Origin of the sequence: Streptomyces odonnellii (assembly GCF_000981895.1) — a bacterium.
Lineage (GTDB): Bacteria > Actinomycetota > Actinomycetes > Streptomycetales > Streptomycetaceae > Streptomyces > Streptomyces odonnellii.
The window spans coordinates 1-19,439 of sequence record NZ_LATD01000153.1 but is presented as its reverse complement, the minus strand read 5'-3'; the positions used below and the strand labels follow the sequence as shown (position 1 = coordinate 19,439).

Here is a 19,439-nt window from a genome sequence, read left to right as displayed (position 1 = left end):
GTCAGTGCTCCTTGACCAGCTCGGCGTACGGACCTCCGGCGGCGACCAGCTCTTCGTGCCGCCCCCGCTCGACGACCGCGCCATGGTCCAGGACCACGATCTCGTCGCTGTCCCGTACGGTGGACAGCCGGTGCGCGATCACAACGCACGCGCACCCGCGCCGCCGCAGATTGTCGATGATGACCCGCTCGGTCTCCGCGTCCAGCGCGCTCGTCACCTCGTCCAGGACCAGCACACTTGGCCGCCTGACCAGCGCCCTGGCGATCTCCAGCCGCTGCCGCTGCCCGCCGGAGAAATTACGTCCGTCCTGCTCGACCCGGCTGTGGATGGAGTCGGGACGCCGGGCGATCACGTCGTACAGCGCGGCGTCCCGCAGGGCGGTGATCACTGCCTCGTCCGGTATCGAAGGGTCCCACAGCGCCACGTTGTCGCGGACCGTGCCCTCGAAGAGGAAGACGTCCTGGTCGACGAAGGAGACGGAGGCGGCCAGGGCGCTGCGGGAGATGTCGTCGAGTCGCTGTCCGTCGATCCGGATCGTTCCTTCCCAGGGGCTGTAGAGCCCGGAGATCAGACGGGAGACGGTGGACTTGCCGCTGCCCGACCCGCCGACGAGCGCGACCTGCCGGCCCGGGCCCACCGACAGGGAGAAGCCGGTGAGCAGTGGCTTGTCCAGCGGGCTGTAGCCGAACGTGATGTTCTCGAGCGTCACATGACCCGTGAGCCTGCGTGTGCTCGCGTCCGGCTGTTCCCGTGAGTACAGCGCGTCGGCCGGGAAGCTCTCGACGTCCTTCAGCCGCGCCACATCGGCGGCGAAATCCTGGACCCGGCCCGCCACACCGTTCAGCCGGGTGATCGGCGCGGTGAAGCGCGTCACCAGGGCCTGGAAGGCGACAAGCAGACCGATCGAGATATGGCCCTCCACGGCCCGCAGTCCGCCGATCCACAGGATCAGCGCGCTGTTGAAGGTCGCGAGCAGCGGTGCGACGACGGCCAGGAACGCGCCGGGCACACCGAGTCGCTGCTGCTCGTCGAGTGTGGTGGCGTGCTGGCCGGCCCAGCGCCGGAAGTAGCCGTTCTCGCCGCCGGTGGCCTTCATGGTCTCGATCAACTGGAGGCCGGTGTACGAGGTGTTGGTCAGCCGGGCGCTGTCCGCGCGCAGCTTGTGGGTGTGGGTGGCGCGCAGCCGGATCACTATCCGCATCGCGACCACGTTGAGCAGGGCGATCAGCACACCGATGACGGTGAGCTGGGGATCGTACGTCCAGAGCAGCACGGCGTAGAGGATCACCACGACCCCGTCCACGGCCGCGGCGGCGAGATCCCGGGCCAGTGTCTCCGCCACCACGTCGTTCGACTGGAGCCGCTGGACCAGGTCGGCCGGGCTGCGCTGTGCGAAGAACGTCACCGGCAGGCGCAGCAGATGGCGCAGGAACCTGGCACTGCTCAGGGTGGAGGAGATGATGCGGCCGCGCAGCAGATTCGCCTGTTGCAGTCCGGTCAGTACGGCGGTGAGCGCGACCATCGCGGCCATGGAGGCGAACAGCGGTCCCAGAACGGAGGTCTGACGGCCGATCAGGAACATGTCGATGTACGTACGGCTCAGCGCGGGCACGGCCGCGCCGACCGCGACGAGCAGCAGACTGGCCAGCAGCGCGGCCAGCAGCGTGGATCCCGTACCACGCAGCCTCGCGGGCAGGGCGCTCATGATGCCCGGCTTGCGGCCGCCCGTACGGAAGGCGGCGGTCGGCTCGAAGACCAGCGCCACGCCTGTGAAGCTGGTGTCGAAGTCCTCGGGGGCGACGAAGCGCCGCCCCTTGTCGGGGTCGTTGATGTGTACGCCCTTGCGGCCGAACCCACGCCCCGTACCGTCGTAGACGACGTAGTGGTTGAACTCCCAGAACAGGATCGCCGGAGCCTGTACCTCCGCGAGCGCTGCCGGTTCCATCTGCATGCCCTTGGCACGCAGACCGTAACTGCGCGCGGCCTTCAGGAGATTGCTCGCGCGTGAACCGTCCCTGGAGACTCCGCACGCGATCCGCAGCTCCTCCAGCGGTACGTGCCGGCCGTGGTGGGCCAGGACCATCGCGAGCGAGGCGGCGCCGCACTCCAGCGCCTCCATCTGGAGCACGGTGGGCGTACGGACCGGCTTCCGCTTCTTGGCCTTGGGCTGGGGGGAGGCGCGGCGCGCAGCGCGCCGGGGGGCCTGCGTGCTCTCGGGGCGGTGCCGGCCGCGTCCGGCCGGTGGCAGTTGCTGCCGCGTGCTCATGGAAGCAGCCAATCGATCGGATGCTGCTCGGCCACATGGACGGAGCCGGTGGCGAGGGTCATGGAGTCGATCGCGTACGGCGGGCCGCCGGACGACGACCAGGCGTAGCCCGAGGCGGTGGCGGAGGACCGTTCGAGCCGTACCACGACGGCGATCGGCTGGCCGTCCTTCGAGAACTGCTCGCCGAGCTGGCTGTTGCCGAGGAAACCGCCGATCCGCTGGCGCGTCTGGGGGGTACGGCCCACCGCCTCGACCCGCCCGCGCAGCACCCCGTACTGCTGTGCCGGCACCGACTGGAGGGTGAGATCCACGGCGGCGCCCACCGGAACGGACGCCCCGTTGCCCATGGGCATGTACAGCACGGCGATGAGGGGATCGTCCGCGCGGTCGAAGCGCTCCACGGCTGCCACGTCCGCTCCGGTGGTGACCACGGAGCCGATCGAGGCGACCAGTGTGGTCAGCCGGCCCGCGGCGATGGTGCGCACGACGCTGTTCCCCCGCGCCGTACGGACCTTGAGCAGGGGCGCGTCGGCGGCGACGCGTTGCCCCTCCTCGGCGAGTACGTCGGTGACCTGACCGGCGACCGGGCTCTGCAGGACGTAACTGCCCTGTACGTGGGTGAGGATTCCGGGCGCACTGACCGTGGACGACACGGTGCCGGTCACGGCCCAGACTCCGGCGGCGATCATCGCCACAACGGTGACGGCCAGCGTGAGGCCGCCCCGGGGCCGGGCGTATCGCACCGGCAGATCGATTTCCTCGGGCGACTGGAGCTTGGAAAGGGCCTGCTGGCGAAACTGCACGACGCTCTTCCCTCAACACGTTTCCGTCGACGGCCGTCCCTCGACGCCCGTTCTCCGACGACCGCCCCTCAACGGCCGTGTGTCCCGGATCCTTGGCGGCGGGTCCGGGACACACTGCATGTGATGCGGTCTCAGATGTCTGTCTGAATCAGAGGTCTGTCTGAAGGGGAGTCCTAGAGACCGCCGACGGCACCCAGGACACCGGACGTGCTGACACCGGCGACGGAGTCGACGGTGCCGGCGACCACACCTACGGTGCCGGAGACGGAGACGGGGGCGATGGAGTCGACGGTGCCGACCGCGGTGCCGATCACGCCGCCGAGGAGACCACCGGACACGTTGTCCAGGTCGGCGTCGGAGATTTCCTGGGTGGCGACCTGGGGACTGTTGTTCATGATGTGGGTGCCCTTCGTGTGCGTAATTCGGAATTGCTGCGGTCTCCCGTAGTGCGATGGATCAAAGCACAAAGCCGCGCGGGGCAGCCAATCCGATCGCGGGCGTCCGTGAGCATTCCGGCGCCCGATGAGGCAGGCGTGCGCACATGTCCATCAAGTGGTGGCAGCTCCTTCACACGACGGGCAGATTGAACATTCGCCGCCCGAAATGTCACTGCCCACGAACACGACATTCCCGCACCCGCACCCCGGGAGACCGTCCGGCCCGGGTGAACCGCCCGGGGAGGGGGCGTGTTGCCTGCGTATTCGGTGTGCAGATTCATTGGACGGACGTCTATGCGCGTCACATCACGACGCGCCGCGCTCGGGACTGCGCGGCGCGGTGACGTGCGGTGATGTGCGGGGTGTGCGGCAAAGTACGGCGAAGTAGAGCGAAGTAAGGTGAGTAATTCGGCATGGTGCCGGGATGCCTGGCGTGGCGATGAATGGGGCCTTTACCGGCATACCTCGGGGTATTGCGCGTACTTGGCGGCGCGGCGCCCGTGATGGACCGCCCGTGCCGCGGGTCCGGCCCGCATCGCGCACCGACCGACCGGCCGGTCATCGGACCACCGACCTGGCGGCGCGGAAACTCCCCTCCGACCGCCGACCAGAATTCCGCCGATCCGGAAATGACGTCCCGACTGGTTACAGCGGCAGTCCGAGGTGGTCATATTCCCGTGCGAGACGTCTGGCCGCGCCGCACACTGCTGGCATGGATGAAACCACCGACCCCCTGACCGTCGCGCCCCCGGGACGGTCGAGTGAGTTGCTCGGGTATCCGCCCGATGCCCGGCTGCTGATCGTCAACTGCGATGACTTCGGGTTGTATCCAGCGGTCAACGCCGCAGTGATCGAGTCGATCGAGGAGGGCATCGCCAGTTCGTGCAGTCTGATGGTCCCGTGTCGCGCGGCGTCGCAGGCCATGGAACTGCTCAGACGACGGCCGCAGATCCCGTTCGGAATCCACCTCACCCTGGTGTGCGACATGCCCGGCGTCCAATGGGGGCCGATGACCGCCGAGGAACGAGTTCCCTCACTGCTGGACCCTGCCGCAGGCGCGCTCTTCCCTCCGACACCCGCCGCACGGGCGGCCCTCCTCGGCCAGGCACGGCTCGACGAGATCGAGATCGAGTTCCGCGCCCAGATCGACGCCGTCGCCGTCGCCGGGCTCACACCGACTCATCTGGACTTCCACTGCCTGGCCGACGGAGGCCGCGACGACATTCTCGATCTGACCGTGGTGCTGGCAGCCGAGTACGGACTCGCGGTCCGGGTCTGGCTCGAACCTGGGCGCCGGACAATGCGCCAACGTGGGCTGCCGGTCACGGACAACGAGTTCCTGGACAGCTTCTCCCTCGACATCGAAGGAAAGGCGGCCCGATACGCTCAGTTGCTGCGCGACCTGCCTGCCGGGCTCAACGAATGGGCGGTCCATCCCGGTCTGGGAGACGAGGCGTCGCGGGACATCGACGGTGGCTGGCCCGTGCGCCGGACGGACTACGAGTTCCTGACGTCGCCGCAGGCCCGTGAGGTTCTCCAGCAGGAGGACATAACCGTGATCGACTACCGGACGATCCAGCAAGTCTGGTCCCGCAACGCCGGCCGTCGATGACCGATCACGCGTCCCCCGCCCCGGGTCACGCCATGTCTGTGGCGTTGCGTTGGCGTGCGAAGGATTTGTCCAGGCCCCTCTTCAGGATTCGCGCCACCGGTCGTTCCACGAAGCGGTGGATCAGCCAGCTCAGGGCCAGGAAGCCGGCGATCAGGGTCAGGACCAGCAGGCGGGCGTCCAGTGTGTCGCGCAGGCGGTTGATCAGTGTTGTGCCGGCCGCGTAGTGAATGAGGTAGAAGGGGTAGGTCAACGCACCGGCGGTGACGAGCCACTTGCCGCGGACGCGATCGGTCAGGCCGGTCGCGATCGCGACCATGATCAGCAGGAAGCCGCTGAAGATCAGCACACTTCCCCGCCAACTGGAGACCCGCTCGACCTCGTCGATACGGCTCCCCAGCTCCAGTTGGCCCATCAGCCACGCCATGCCGAGGATGCCCCACAGCAGCATGTCCTGGCCGAACCGGTGCATGAGGTAGAGCGCCAGGCCCGCGATGAAGTACCAGGCGCCGTCCGGGTTCGCGACCAGTACCAGCAAGCGGAAGCCCGACGCCGGTGCGAGCATCGCCGCGACGCCCCACACGCAGCAGAACGTCACGACCTTGCGGTACGTCAGGCCCGTGGCGACGACGACCAGGAAGAGCAGGTAGAAGCGCAGCTCCGACCACAGGGTCCAGTACACGCCGTCGACGTTCGGCATGCCCGCACCGGACTGCAGCATCGTGAAGTTGAGCAGGATCTTGCGCATCTGCTGGCGCTCCCACACGCCGGGCAGTGCCACGAGGAAGCCCGTGGTGAGGACGATGGCGAACCAGTACGCCGGGTAGAGCCGGATCACCCGCGAGACGAAGAACTGCCGCGGGGTACGGCCCCAGCACGACATGCAGATCACAAAGCCGCTGATCACAAAGAAGATCTCGACGCCGATCCAGCCGTAGGCGGCGAACCGGAACACCGTCGGCATGATGTCGGACGTCGGCCGGTCCCAGATCACGTTGCCCGGCTGGTTGACCCGGTAGGTGCCGGCGTAGTGGTGTACGGCCACCATCAGGGCGGCGAGCAGGCGCATACCGTCGATGGCGTACAGCCGACGGTCCTTCCGCGCGGGGACCGAGGTCTGCTCCTCCTTCGCCATGGCGGGCCGCGCCGACGGCTGGGCCACCGCGCGCGGCAGCTCCAGCGTGGGTGTCTCCTGCATCCCGCCCACCCCCCGCATCAGCATCTGCTCGTCCCCGCCGTGGAACCCGGCGTGGAACCCGGCGTGCGGACGGCGATCAGTGATGGCCGATGGTCGAACGCCCGCACCTCCGGAGCGGCGAGAGCGGTTGGCGGCAGGGCAGCGGACGCTGTCCCGGTCGCCGTCGCGGTACGTGTACGCATGTGAGTCCGTATCTGAACCGGGGCTTGACGGAAGTACACCAAACCCACACGAATCGGGGAGTATCAAACCTCAACACCTGAGACCCGTGGCGCCCCCCGATGGTTGTAGACCGAACCCGACCGAACCGGAGCGACGGGAGCGACGAGAGCGACCGGAGCGGACCGGTTATTCGCGAGCCGCAGTGGCTCGGCTTCGACTACCGTGCGGACGACGTCCCGGGATCGACAACGTGCTGGTCTCGTACGGCCGCGAGGCGTTCACGGGGCCCGGCCCCAGCCCCGACCCTCAGCCCCAGGACGGAAGACCCTTCCATGCTCGCGCGTTCGCTCCGGTCCAACCGGGACTTCTCCGTCTTCTGGGCGGTTCAGGCGCTGTCCGAGGTCGGCAACGCCTTCTCGCTGGTGGCGCTTCCGCTGCTGGTGCTGCACACCACCGGGTCGGCGGCGCAGATGGGGTTGCTGACTGCCGTCGCGGGCGCGGCCTCGCTGCTGACCGGTCTGGTGGGCGGCGCCTGGGCCGACCGCTTCGACCGGCGGCGCCTGTTGATGCTGTGCGACGCGGCCCGGCTGGTGCTGTACGGGGCGATCCCGGTCTGCTGGGCCGTGAGCCCGCAGGTCTGGCTGCTGTATGTGGTCATGGCGCTGGCATCGGTCTTTGAGATGCTGTTCAAGATCACATACGTCACCGCGGTGGCGAACCTCGTCGACAGGGACCAGATCGTCGCGGCGAACAGCCGGCTGGAGGCGACGAACGCGATCGCGTACATCGCGGGCCCGGCCCTGGCCGGTGTGGTGTCCGCGCTCCTGGGGCCGACGGCCGCCGTCGCGATCAACGCGGGCAGTTTCGGGATCTCCCTGGTGGGTCTGGTGTTCATCAGGCTCAGGCCCACCACACGGCCATCGGTCGGCGAGGCCGAAGGCACGGCGGCGCGGGCACACGACCTGCGCACCGGCTTCCGCACCGGCGTCGCGTTCCTGTGGCGTACCCCGGTGCTGCGGGCGCTCACCGTGCTGCTGACCGTCACCACCTTCCTCAGCCTCGGTATGACCGACGTGTTCATCTACCATCTGCGGCACGGTCTGGGGCAGGACGAACGTACGGTGGGCTACGTCCTCGCGCTGGGCGGGGTCGGCACCTGCGTGGCCGCCGCCGCGACCGCCCGGCTCCGCCGCTCCTGGGGGTTCGGCCGCTGCTGGCTCGGCGCGATCGGTCTGTGCTCGGCGTCGGTGCTGGTGCTGGGCGGCACCGGAAACGTGTCCGTGGCGGCCGTGACGATCTGTCTGTACTCCTTCGGCATGGCGCTGGGGGGCATCTGCTCGATGTCCCTGCGGCAGCAGATCACGCCGGACCATCTGCTCGGCCGCGTCACCTCCGCGTTCTGGACGATCCACGGCAGCCTGGCACCGCTCGGCGCGGCTCTGCTGACCGCCCTGGCCGGCCGGTTCGGGACACGCGGGCCGCTGACCGGAGTGGCCGTCGGCTTCCTGGCCGTGGTCGCCGCCGCCGCGTTCACACCCGTACGACAGCGCCACCCGGAGCAGACCGCCGTACAGCCCGCGCCGGCGCGGCCCACCGATCCGACCGTGTCGAGAAGTCCGGCGGCGCCGAGCGAGCGGAGCCACGGGGACGACACCGAGGCCCGGCGGTGACAACCGGCTGTACGGGGTCGCGGTCAACCACGGGGAGCAGTACGCCGTCCGCCCCGCACCGCACCCCTGTCGTATCGGCGCATGGCGCGGATCCGAGGCCTCTGGGACCGTGAGGGTCAAGGGAGTTGGTGCGAGAGTGAGGGGCTGCGGTGCCGCGCTCCGGGGTCGGGGCGTGCGGTCGCCGTCCTGTCCCCGAGGTCTCCCGTAGGAGTATGAGATCGTGCCCACCGAGCGCCTGGTGACCTGGATCTGCCACCCGGACGACTATCTGCCGGAGTACGTGGACAAGATCATCGCCCAGATGACCGAGCGCTGGGCGGAACCCTGCGCCCGGCACGGCTTCACCTTCCGGTTCGTCGTGGCCAACGAACTGGTGCCCGCGAGCACGGACCGGCCCCGGCTGTGGCACGACGGGGTGGATCTGCTGGAGACCCGGCAGGCGTACATCGTCGACGACGTCAGCGGTGACCCGCAGGCCACCCACTTCCTGCGGGGGATCTACCGCACGATCGAGGCGAGCGACTCGGTCCTGCTGAACCGGTCGCTGGTCGGGCCCGAGTGCCTGGAGCGGGACAAGCTGGCCATTCTGGCGCGGGCGACAACGCTCGGGATCCGCACGCCCCGTACGGTCGCGCTGCCGTTCGGACGGTACGCGCGCAAGGGGCTGGACGTCGTACGCAAGGAGATCGGCGAGGGCCCGTACATCCTCAAGGCCCGGGAGATGGGCGTCGGCTTCGGGGTGCTGAAGCTGGACGGCTACGAGCAGCTCCGGGCCGCGGTCGACATCGTCTCCCAGACCGGGCAGAGCTATATCGTCCAGGAGTATCTGCCCAACACGGGGGATCTGCGGGTGGCGATGGTCGAGGGCAAGTTCGCCGCGAGCATGCTGCGCAGGCCGGCCGAGGGCGCCTATCTGGCCAATCTCTCCCAGGGCGGCAGCGCGAGCGCCAACCCGGATGTCGCCGCCGTACTGGGCGATGTGGAGCGGATCGTGGCGGATCTGCGGGCCGGATATCTCTGTGTCGACTGGCTGCTGACGGAGGACGGTCCGGTCCTCGGCGAGTGGGGCACCGCCATGGCCGAGTTCTCGTCGATGCCCGAACCGGCCAGGTCCCAGCTCGCCGATGCCTTCTTCCCGTGGGTGGAGCGGCTGTTGTACGAGAAGGAGACGGCAGGGACGGGCACGGCCGGGACTTCCGGCGCCCCAGCCCCCGGAGCCGGGACCTCCGAAACCGGGGCCTCCGGAGCCGGCGCGCCCGTCGCAGCCGGCGAAGGGCAGTGAGCATGGCGGACACCACGACGGAGGCGGAAACCTCGCGGGCCCCGGCCTCGCACCCGCCCGCCGTCGGAGCCGGGCTGGGTTTCAGCCTGCTGTCCAACCTCGGTCTGGCGATCGTCCTGACGCTGCTTCCGGTGACGGTGCTGCACGGCGACCGGATCGTCCCGTCCGTCTTCTCCTTCGCGCTCTCCGTCCATGTCGGTTCGGCGCTCGCAGGCGCGGTGCTCACGCCGATCGTCCTCGGCCGGGTCCATCCGGGCTGGATCCTGACGATCGCGTCCTCGCTGAAGGCCGCCGGTGTGGCCACCGTCGCGATCAGCACCACGGCCCCGGCTCTGTATCTCTTCGCCGTACTGGCCGGTCTGGGCGTGGGCATCTCACGTCCCGCGGTGCGCTCGCTCCTGATGAGCGCGGCGAGCGAGAACCGCCGCGCCCAGATCTTCCAGATCTTCTTCATCCTGCTCAACGCCGCCTATGTGCTGGCCCCGCTCGCGGCGGGACCGGTCGGCAGGAGCGGCGTCCCCGCGCTGTTCGCCCTGGCCGTCGTCGAATTGTGCGTCGGGCTCACCGTCGGGCTGCTGGCGCGCGGACTGGATTTCGCCCTGCCGCCCCGGGGTTCGGGCGGGATGCGCAGACGGCTGGCGATCCTGAGGAACCCGGCCGCGGCGGTGTTGCTCGGCTATACCTTCGCGATCTACTTCGCGATGGGTTTCCTGTACTCGATGGTGCTGCTGTACGAGGTGGTCAACCCCGAACTGGCCGAGCACCGCACGCTGTTCCTGAGCTATCAGCCGCTGGCCATCATCGCCATCCAGCTCGCGCTGCTGCCGTTCTTCGCCAAACTGGCGCGCGGCGCGCTCTATCCGGCTGTCGCGGTGGCCGGAGGCACCGGGCTGGTCCTGTCGTTCACCGCCAGTCTGCCGCTGGTCCTGGCGGGGCTGACGCTGTTCGCGATCGCGGAGTCCCTGGCCTTTCCCAAGATCCAGGTGGAGGCGGCCGACACCGTGCCACAGGGACAGCTCACCGATGTCTTCGCACTGGTCAGTGTGGTGACGGCGGTCGGTGAGATCGTCGGCAACATGGCGGCGGGACTCGCGGTCAGCACCTCGCTGTCCTGGCTCCCCACGCCCGCGCGCTCGGGCATGGGGGTCGGTCTGCTGGCCGGGGTGGTGCTGCTCGTCGGCGGGATCGCCCTCGTACGGTCGATCACCCCGGCCGCGAGTACGGCGACGGCTCAGGAGCCGCGGAAGTCATGAGCCGGGCCTCAGCGGCCGACGACCGACGACCGGCGGACGGCCAGTCAGTGCGGCTCGTCTATGATCCGGGCGAGGAGATATCCCGCGTGCATACGGTTACGGGCCCCGATCCGCGACATGATCTCGGATATGTGCCGCTGGCAGGTCCGTAACGACATGCCCATCCGGCGGGCGATCACCTTGTCCTCAAGGCCCTCGACCAGCAGCCGCGAAATGGAAAGCTGGATTTCCACGGACGTTCCTTTGACCTGACCCCGGTCATAGGAGACAGGAAAGGGACGGGCCGCCGGCCAGGCTCGTTCAAAAGCGTGCACGACGAAACCCACAATGCTCAGTTCACCGACGACCACGGCTCCGTCCTGGTTGCCGTGCAACGGCAGGACCGCGATTTCCCGGTCAAAGATGATCATTCGCATCAGGGCGTCGCTCAGCATACGGACATCGACCCCGAGCGGCGTCACATGCTTCACATAGTCGACGGTGGCCTTACTGAACTGAGCGGTGTGCTGATAAATCGTGCGCATGGAGATCCCGCGGCGCAGCACCGATTCCGTGCGCTCCAGCGCCTCGTCCAGTACATCGGCCGGCCGCGCGCCGCCCGGCTGCGAGGTGAGGATCTCCTGTCGCGCTCCGGCGGAGAGCTCCGTGAGCGCCTTCCGTACGTCCGCGAGCTCAGGCAGCACCTCTATCTGCGGGCGGCTGCGGCGCTCGGCGGGGCTCTGTTCATAGATCCTGGTGAGCGTGTCCAGCTCCGTCATCAGCCGGACGATCCGCCGCTGACGGTCCTCCAACTGCCGTACGGCTGGGGCGATGAGCCAGGCTCCGGCTATCCGCGGCGACAACGGCGCATAGGTTCCGTCGTCGGCCGGCCGGAGCAGACGTAACTCCGTGAGCCGCTCCGTGAGCCGTGCCGCCTCGCTCTCCGTGGTATCCAGAGCCCCGGCGAGACCCGCCAAGGACGCATTCCCGGAACCGCAAACGTATTCGTACGCCTCGGTGATCCTGTCGTCGCCAGGAAACGGGGAGGTGTCTGTCGGCGGCAGTGGCTCCATGATCTCGCTACCTCGCATCCAAAGAATCCGAATTATTGATATTTGAGCGGTTGAATCTACTTTCCACCCGACGCATCCCCGCCTGGCGGCGATGCGACATGGCGCCGGTCTGGAGACACCCCACGACCCATGGCACATTGACGATGCGTAGGCATTGATGGGTTCAGGGGGGAAGCAAGTCGTGCAGCGCGTGACCGATCATTTCGTTGATTCCACTGTTCCCGCTCGTTTCAGGTGGGCAGGAATTCCCGGACGGGACTGGCATTCCGACGATCTGGGCTGGGGCTGATGTCCGGGCTCCGCTACGGAGAGTACATCCTCGTTCACCGGCTCGACAGCGGCCGAGTGGCGGAGCTGGTACTGAACCGTCCCGACCGGATGAACGCCGTCTCCGCCGAGTTGGGGGCCGCCCTGGCCGCGGCCACCGCGGATCTCGCGGACGACCCGTCCGTCGGTGTCACCGTGATCACCTCCAGCGCTCAACGCGCATTCTGTGTGGGCGCCGACCTCAAGGAACGCCGGGGTTACAGCGAGGCGGACCGGACCGCCGCCCGCCCCGGCAGCCGCGCGGTCTACGCGGGTGTACTGGCGCTTCCGATGCCGGTCATCGCCGCGGTCGCCGGCTACGCCCTGGGCGGCGGCTACGAGATCGCGCTCTCCTGCGATGTGATCGTGGCCGACCCCGGTGCGACCGTGGGACTGCCCGAGACCACCGTCGGGGTCATCCCGGGCGGTGGCGGCACCCAGTTGCTGCCCCGGCGGGTGGGTGCGGCCAGGGCGGCGCATCTTGTCTTCAGCGGACGCCGGGTGCCCGCCGCCGAGGCGTACGAACTGGGCCTGGTGGACTTTCTGGCGCCGGCCGGAGAGGCCCGTGCCATGGCACTCGACCTCGCCCGCTCGTACGCCGCCAACTCACCCGTGGCGCTGCGGGCGGCCAAGCGCGCCCTCCGGCTGGGCCAGGGCAAGGACCTCGTGGCGGGCATGGAGGTCGAGGACGCCGCCTGGCACACGGTCGCGCTCTCGGCCGACTGGGCCGAGGGCATCGAGGCCTTCAACGACAAACGGACACCCGACTGGCCGGGCTACCGGGACCGTACCGAACACCGCTCCACAGCAGACCACTTCACAACGGAACGCTCCACAACAGACCGCTCGACGGCCGACCGCTCGACGGCCGACCGCTCGACGTCGCACCGCTCCACCTCGGACCGTTCCACGGCCGAGCACTCGACCGTCGACCGGTCCACAGCGGACAGCCGCCTCTGACCCTGCGGCTGTCTTTCGGGAACACTCACTGCACGGGGGAAACGTGTTGCGGGAGACCACTCCATCACCGAGATTCCACGACAGGGCTTCGCGTGACCTGACGTCGGGCGGCCCGTCCGCGATCGAACTGGCCGAGAATCTCGACACGCTGTCACGAGCCCAGCTCGAGGACATACAGCAGCGCAATCTCGCGGCGACCGTCAACGCCCTGCGGCAGCATCCGGACGTGGCCGCGAGCTGGCCAGGCGCGCTCGATCTCCGGGTGGCGCGCGATCTGGTCAAGCTGCCGCTGTTCTCCCCCGCCGATCTCCAGGAGACCTGTCCGCCCGCCTCGGAGAACCTGGTCCTCGGTGATGCCTCGGCCGGGCTCGTCCTGCGGTCCAGCGGGACCTCGGGACTCCGCAAGATGATCTACCACTCCTGGGAGTTCAGCCGACGCGTGTCGTATCTCGGTGCCCGCGGTGTACGGAGCGCTCTCAGGCCGCGTCCGCGGCGCGTCGCCAACTTCCTCTACCCGGGGGAACTGAACGGCGCGTTCGGCTTCGCGCAGGAGGTCACCGAGCTGCTGCCCGCCATGGCCTTCCCCATGGGAAGCAGCGCCCTCGCCTCACCGGAGACGCCCGAGGTGCTGCGCGACCACCAGGTCGACACCGTCATCTGCTCGCCCTCGGCGGGCACCCAGCTCCTGACGGGCGACGGGACCCGTGAACTCCTGGCGGGTGTCGTCACCAACTTCCTGTACATCGGAGAGATCCTCGGGGAGAGCCGGGAACGCCGGCTCGCCGCCGCCCGGCCCGATCTGAAGGTGCGCTCGTTCTCGTACTCCACCAGCGAGACGGGCCCCATCGGCTATCAGTGCGCCTATCAGCGCGGTTCGACCCACCATCTCCACGAGGACGTGCTCGTGGTCGAGGTCATCGACACCGACGCCGAGCGCACCCAGCCCGACGGACGCGTCGGCGAGGTCGTCGTCACGACACTGACCGACTCCGGGATGCCGCTGCTGCGCTACCAGATCGGTGACGAGGGCCATATCGAGACCGAGCCCTGTCTGTGCGGCAGCGCCGCCAGGCAGTTGACCCTCACCGGACGCGTCGGACAGTCCATGAACGTGGACAGTACGACCATCTCGCGCGACCTGGTGATGGAACGGCTCGGGACCCTGGGCATCACGGACCCGGCCGACTGCCAGTTCCAGGTGGTCCAGCACGCTCCGGACGGTCCGCGCGGTCCCGGCTTCTCGATCCGGCTGCTGCTCTCCGACTGTACGCCGGCGGGGGTCACGGCCGAGGACGCCATCGCCGCCCTGTACGGCGCGTACCACATGGGGAGGGTCTTCACCGCGCCCTCCTACCGCGGTCTGACGCTGGAGCGGGTCGACGGCTCGGCGTTCCATCACACCCCACGGGGCAAGACACCGTTCTTCGTGGAGCGGCCCGCGCACTGACCGGCCGACGGACGTGCCGGCGGCCGGCTCCCCCACCACCGGGTGTCGGCGGCCACCGGCCACGACCGTGCGGAGCAGGCGGGACGACGCGGACCCGAAAGCGTCCTGCCCCTCTCCCGGCCCCCGTCCCCAGCGACAACAGCACCATCCCCAGATACCTCACTGGAGATATCCGATGCCTCGTACGACCGAACGCGGCAACTGGGTAGCAACGCGCGTCGACAAGACGTCGGACGCGCTGACCCGGGCCATCGCCGCCGATCTGACCAGCCATGTCTTCGCGGCGCGGGAGGGCAAGGAGGTGATACTCGCCGACGGCTCACGCGCGGTCGAGTTCATCTCCTGCTCCTACCTCGGACTCGACACGCATCCGGCGCTGGTGGAGGCCGCCGTCACCACGCTCCGCCAGGTCGGGGTGCAGTTCTCCTCGTCGCGCACCCGCATGCGCCACGAGGATCTGGAGGCCCTCGAAAGCCTGCTGAGCGCCGTCTACGGCGACCGCCACGCCACCTGTTTCACCTCCGTCGGCAGCGTCCATCTCGGGGTGCTGCCGCTGCTGGGCAGCGGGGTGCTGCCCAGCTATCCGATCGCGAAGAACGGCGCGGCGTTCCTCATCGAGCGCACGGCGCACGCCTCCCTCCAAGTACTGCGCGGCGTACTCGAACAGATCGGCACCGTCGACCGGTTCGACTGCGAACGGCCGGACGAGCTGGCGGTGGCGCTCGCGGCGGCCCGCGAGGCCGGGCGCACCCCGATCGTGCTCGTCGACGGTGTCGGCTCCATGGGCGGTCTGATCGACGTGCGCGGGCTGTACGACCTGTGCGCGGCGGCCGACGGCTATCTCTACGTGGACGACGCGCACGGGGTGTCGATCAGCGGGCCGCGCGGGGCGGGCTTCGCGTACGAGGAGTTCCGCGATCTGCCGGGCGGACTGCCCGCGTCGGTGCTGCTCGTCGGCTCCCTCGCCAAGGCCTTCGGCGGGAGCAACGGCGGCTTCGTGGTGCTGAACAGCGAGGAGGACACCGTACAGCTCCGCAGGTTCGCCAATCCGCTGATCTTCGGCGGCCCCATCGCCCTGCCCGTGGTGAGCGCCTGCCGGGTGTCGGCGGAGCTGCATCTCGACGGTACGGTCGCCCGGCTCCAGCGGGACCTGTGGCGCAACACCGAGCTGTTCGACTCCCGTACCGGGGGCGCGCTCTTCAACGCGGGCACCCGCTCCCCCATCCGCGGGGCGCTCTTCGAGAGCGAGGAGGACGCGCTGCTGGCGGCGGGGCGGCTGCGCAAGGCAGGTGTCATCGTCACCCCCGCGTTCTTCCCGACCGTGGCGAAGGGCAGCGGTCTGATCCGGATGGCCGTCTCCGCCCTGCACACCGCCGAACAGATCGAACTGGCCACCAACGAGCTGGGGGCGCGGGCATGACGCGGGGCGCCACGGGTACGGCGGGGCCGGGCACGATGCCCGTGCCACGGCTGCCGGGCGCGGCGGACGGCGGGCGGCTGAGCACCGCGAACGCCGGGCCCCGGCCCGCCGTCGCCGGCTTCGGTACGGCCACTCCCCCGAACTCGTACACGCAGCGGGAGATGCTGGATCTCTTCCGGATCGAGGACCCGCGCATTCGGTCCGTCTTCCTCAACAGCGCGATAGAACGGCGCTATCTGACCCTGCCGCCCGAACTCGCGGACGGCACACGGAAGACCGAGACCCAGGGCGAGCTGCTCGCCAAACACAAGGAGCAGGGTGTACGGACCGCCGCCCAGGCGCTGGAGACCGCCCTCAAGCGGGCCGGGCTCGCCCTCGCCGACATCGGTTACCTCTGCTGTGTGACCACCACCGGACTGCTCACCCCGGGCTTCTCGGCCCTGCTGATCAGGGAGTTGGGGCTGCCGGTCGCGGCCGGCCGGCTCGATGTCGTGGGCATGGGCTGCAACGCCGGGCTCAACGCGCTCAACGCCGTCGCGTCCTGGTCCGCGGCCAACCCCGGGCAGGCGGCGGTCATGGTCTGCGCGGAGGTCTGCTCCGCCGCGTACGTCTTCGACGGCACCATGCGCACCGCCGTCGTCAACAGCCTCTTCGGCGACGGCGCGGCGGCGGTCGTGCTGGTCACCGACCCGGGCGGCCGGGCCCAGGAGGAGGACGAGGACGGCGCGCCGAGGGCCACGCTGCTGAAGTTCGCCAGCCGGATCATTCCCGAGGCGGTGGCGGCGATGCGCTACGACTGGGACGACACACACGGCAAGTTCAGCTTCTTCCTGGACCGCGATGTCCCGTATGTCGTCGGCGCGCACGCCGAGGAGGTGGTCGGCCGGCTGCTCACCGGCACCGGGCTGCGGCGCGCCGACATCAGCCACTGGCTGGTGCACTCGGGCGGCAAGAAGGTCATCGACTCGGTCAAGGTCAACCTGGGGCTGAGCCCGCACGCCGTACGCCACACCACCGGGGTGCTGCGCGACTACGGGAATCTGTCGAGCGGATCGTTCCTGTTCTCGTACGAGCGCCTGATGGAGGAAGGGCGGGTGCGCCGCGGTGACTACGGCGTGCTGATGACGATGGGCCCCGGCTCGACGATCGAGACGGCGCTGGTCCAGTGGTGACGCCGCCCGGCACGACGGCGGCCCCCGACACGAAGGCTGAGGAAACGATGACGCTGTCCGGAAAGCTGCGCGAGGGGGCCGCCGCGGTCCTGACGATGGGCGGGGACGAGGAGCTGACGCCCGAGCTGGTGGCCAGGGTGAAGGCCGCGGCCGAGGAGGCGGAGAGCGCCGAGAGCGGGGTGGTGCTGCTCCTGCTGGGCACGGGCGCGGGCACGGAGTCCGACGGCCCGGCCGACGCGGAGGACCGCGCCGCCGGGGCCGGCCAGGCAGGCGGTACGGAGTCCGGGGCGCGGGCAGGTGCTGCCGCGTCCGGCACTCCGGCGAGCGCCTCGCCGGCCGGTACGGCGCCCGTCGGTACCGGCATCCATCTCGTCAACACCTGGGAGCGCGCGCTGCGACGGCTGGAGACGGCCGACCGCCCCACCCTGGCGCTGGTGACCGGCGTGTGCACGGGGCCCGCGCTGGAGGCCCTGCTCACGGCAGACCACCGGATCGCCGACGACGGGGTCCGGCTGCGGCTCGCGGGCGGCGAGGACGGTGCCTGGCCGAGCACCGCCGTACACCGGCTGGCCCAGCAGATCGGCACCGCCAGGGCCCGCCGGCTGCTGCTCCGGCGCCCCTGGCTGGACGCGGAGGGAGCGGCCGGACTGGATCTGCTGGACGAGATCGTGGCCGGTGCCCGGGAGGCGCTGGAGCGCGCGGCGGAGGTCGCCGAGGAACTGTCGGCCGTGCCCGGACGTGAGTGGTCGATCCGGCGCAGGCTGCTGTTCGACGCGACGCTCAGTTACGAGGAGGCGCTGGGCGCCCATCTCGCCGCCTGCGACCGCAGTCTGCGCCGCCGGACGCTGAACGGCCCAAGCTGAACGGCCCGCCCGGTACGGCCCGAGCTGGACGGCCCACGCCAACGCCGCCCGACCGCCGAACGCCGCCTGATCACCGCCTCCTCCGGCCATCGCACGCCCGCCCGCCTCCGTATCTCCGTACCTCCGAGTCTCCGAAGGAAACACGTGTCGACGACTGGCACTCCCTCGTCCTCCGCCGCCGCACAGCGCGCCGGGACGCTGGTGAGCAACGACGGTCCGGTACCCGGCAACACTCTCACCGCCGCCGCCGAGGCCCTGGCCGCGGAGATCCGTATCCGTGAAGCCCCGCTCGCCGGTCTCCCGCCACGCGCCGCGCGCTCCGCCGAGGAGCAGCGCCTGGCCGCCGGGATCCACCGTGACTGCCGTGGTCTGCGTGCCTCCTTCCTCCGCGCTCACGCCGCGGCCGTCTACGACCGGCTGACGGACGGCCGTACCGTACGGCTGGGGCTCACGGCCCTGGCCGAGGCGGCGGCCGAGACGTTCCCCGGCCTGGTGCCGACCCGCGCCCAACTGGCCGCGGAACTGTGCCACGTCCAGGCGGAGAAGGAAGGCCGGGAGATCGACCAGGGCATCTTCTTCCGGGAGATCCTGCGGCTGCCGGAGGCGGGCGGACATCTCGTCGACGTCCTGCGCGACCCGACGGGCCGGGCCCGTGCGCTGCTGCCGGACTTCCACACCACCGGCCGGGCCGAACTGGGCAAGGTCACCGTGGAACGGCGCGGCGACGCGGGCCATGTGACCTTCCACAACGAGTCCTGTCTCAACGCCGAGGACAACGAGCTGATCGCCCAGCTCGACATCGCCGTCGACCTGGTGCTCCTGGACGACTCCATCCGGGTGGGGGTGCTGCGCGGCGGCCCCGTGCCCCATCCCCGCTACCGGGGCCGGCGGATCTTCAGCGCGGGCATCAATCTCGCCGAACTCCACCATGGCCGCATCTCGTTCACCGGTTTCCTGCTCCAGCGCGAGCTGGGTTACATCAGCAAGATGTACCGGGGGCTGTCCACCGGGGGACGGCCCGACACCTTCCCCGCCCATGGCGTGGAGAAGCCCTGGGTGGCGGCGGTCGACACCTTCGCGATCGGCGGCGGCGCGCAGCTCCTTCTGGTGATGGACCAGGTGATCGCCGCCGCGGACTCGTATCTCAGCCTGCCCGCGGCCCAGGAGGGCATCGTGCCGGGCGCCGCGAACTTCCGGCTGGGGCGGCTGACCGGTGCCCGTACGGCCCGTCAACTGGTGCTCGGCGGGCGGAAGATCTGGGCGGGCGAGCCGGCCGCGCGGCTGCTGGTGGACGAGGTCGTCGACCCGAAGGCGATGGACCGCGCGGTGGACGAGGCGGTGGCCAGGCTCGCGGCGCCTGCCGTGCTCGCCAACCGCCGGATGCTGCGTCTCTCGGAAGAGCCCGTCGACGCGTTCCGCTCGTACATGGCGGAGTTCGCGCTCGCGCAGGCGGAGCGGCTGTACGGGGAGGACGTGCTCGACAAGGTGGGCAGGTTCACGGCGGGCCCGCCGGCCGGAACGGACGGCGCGGGGGCGGGC

General features: G+C 69.8%; 14 protein-coding genes and 1 pseudogene. 10 read left to right on the top strand and 5 right to left on the bottom strand.

Annotated features, from left to right (window positions below; all coding sequences use genetic code 11):
* Position 1: 1 nt before the first annotated feature.
* The 3 genes from WH07_RS15645 to WH07_RS15635 form a co-directional block, all read right to left on the bottom strand.
* On the bottom strand, positions 2–2,266 hold the full coding sequence (locus WH07_RS15645; RefSeq protein WP_079023252.1) for an NHLP family bacteriocin export ABC transporter peptidase/permease/ATPase subunit: 2,265 nt from the start codon (positions 2,264–2,266) through the stop codon (positions 2–4).
* On the bottom strand, positions 2,263–3,069 hold the full coding sequence (locus tag WH07_RS15640; RefSeq protein WP_046500497.1) for an HlyD family efflux transporter periplasmic adaptor subunit: 807 nt from the start codon (positions 3,067–3,069) through the stop codon (positions 2,263–2,265). Before WH07_RS15640 ends, WH07_RS15645 begins: the two co-directional genes overlap by 4 nt.
* A 173-nt stretch (positions 3,070–3,242) precedes the next feature.
* Positions 3,243–3,464, bottom strand: coding sequence for a hypothetical protein (locus tag WH07_RS15635; RefSeq protein WP_046500496.1), 222 nt, complete (start codon positions 3,462–3,464; stop codon positions 3,243–3,245).
* Between the two features lie 754 nt (positions 3,465–4,218).
* Here WH07_RS15635 and WH07_RS15630 point away from each other — a divergent pair.
* Positions 4,219–5,118 (top strand): polysaccharide deacetylase family protein, encoded by a 900-nt coding sequence (locus tag WH07_RS15630; protein WP_046500495.1) that lies wholly within the window; start codon positions 4,219–4,221, stop codon positions 5,116–5,118.
* 25 nt (positions 5,119–5,143) lie between these two features.
* Here WH07_RS15630 and WH07_RS15625 read toward each other — a convergent pair whose 3' ends face one another.
* A complete protein-coding gene (locus tag WH07_RS15625; protein WP_408645853.1) occupies positions 5,144–6,313 on the bottom strand; it encodes an acyltransferase family protein in 1,170 nt (389 codons plus the stop codon).
* Between the two features lie 494 nt (positions 6,314–6,807).
* Between WH07_RS15625 and WH07_RS15620 the strand changes: the two genes are divergently transcribed.
* From WH07_RS15620 to WH07_RS15610, 3 genes are all read left to right on the top strand, one after another.
* Entirely contained in the window at positions 6,808–8,145 is a 1,338-nt protein-coding gene (locus tag WH07_RS15620; RefSeq protein WP_063775774.1) for an MFS transporter, read from the top strand.
* A 220-nt stretch (positions 8,146–8,365) separates the two neighbouring features.
* Positions 8,366–9,427: an ATP-grasp domain-containing protein gene (locus tag WH07_RS15615; protein ID WP_046500494.1), complete on the top strand. Its 1,062-nt coding sequence runs from the start codon at positions 8,366–8,368 to the stop codon at positions 9,425–9,427.
* 2 nt (positions 9,428–9,429) lie between these two features.
* On the top strand, positions 9,430–10,680 hold the full coding sequence (locus tag WH07_RS15610) for an MFS transporter (RefSeq protein WP_046500493.1): 1,251 nt from the start codon (positions 9,430–9,432) through the stop codon (positions 10,678–10,680).
* Positions 10,681–10,724: 44 nt separating this feature from the next.
* Here WH07_RS15610 and WH07_RS15605 read toward each other — a convergent pair whose 3' ends face one another.
* Positions 10,725–11,636, bottom strand: coding sequence for a helix-turn-helix transcriptional regulator (locus WH07_RS15605; protein ID WP_052744396.1), 912 nt, complete (start codon positions 11,634–11,636; stop codon positions 10,725–10,727).
* 375 nt (positions 11,637–12,011) lie between these two features.
* On the opposite strand from WH07_RS15605, the pseudogene WH07_RS15600 reads away from it, so the two are divergent.
* From WH07_RS15600 to dpgC, 6 genes and pseudogenes are all read left to right on the top strand, one after another.
* Positions 12,012–12,818: pseudogene (locus WH07_RS15600) on the top strand (enoyl-CoA hydratase/isomerase family protein); the annotation flags it as partial.
* A gap of 226 nt (positions 12,819–13,044) precedes the next feature.
* The gene (locus tag WH07_RS15595; RefSeq protein ID WP_046500492.1) at positions 13,045–14,445 is read left to right on the top strand and encodes a phenylacetate--CoA ligase family protein; all 1,401 of its coding nucleotides are present in this window, start codon (positions 13,045–13,047) and stop codon (positions 14,443–14,445) included.
* Between the two features lie 175 nt (positions 14,446–14,620).
* Positions 14,621–15,865, top strand: a complete 1,245-nt coding sequence (locus WH07_RS15590) for an aminotransferase class I/II-fold pyridoxal phosphate-dependent enzyme (RefSeq protein ID WP_046500491.1) — start codon at positions 14,621–14,623, stop codon at positions 15,863–15,865.
* 35 nt (positions 15,866–15,900) lie between these two features.
* The gene (gene dpgA, locus WH07_RS15585) at positions 15,901–17,037 is read left to right on the top strand and encodes a 3,5-dihydroxyphenylacetyl-CoA synthase DpgA (RefSeq protein WP_079023255.1); all 1,137 of its coding nucleotides are present in this window, start codon (positions 15,901–15,903) and stop codon (positions 17,035–17,037) included.
* 47 nt (positions 17,038–17,084) lie between these two features.
* Positions 17,085–17,900, top strand: a complete 816-nt coding sequence (dpgB, locus tag WH07_RS36240; RefSeq protein ID WP_052744395.1) for an enoyl-CoA-hydratase DpgB — start codon at positions 17,085–17,087, stop codon at positions 17,898–17,900.
* A 144-nt stretch (positions 17,901–18,044) separates the two neighbouring features.
* Positions 18,045–19,439: (3,5-dihydroxyphenyl)acetyl-CoA 1,2-dioxygenase DpgC (gene dpgC / locus WH07_RS15575; RefSeq protein ID WP_063775772.1), on the top strand; the 1,395-nt coding region annotated here is incomplete at its 3' end.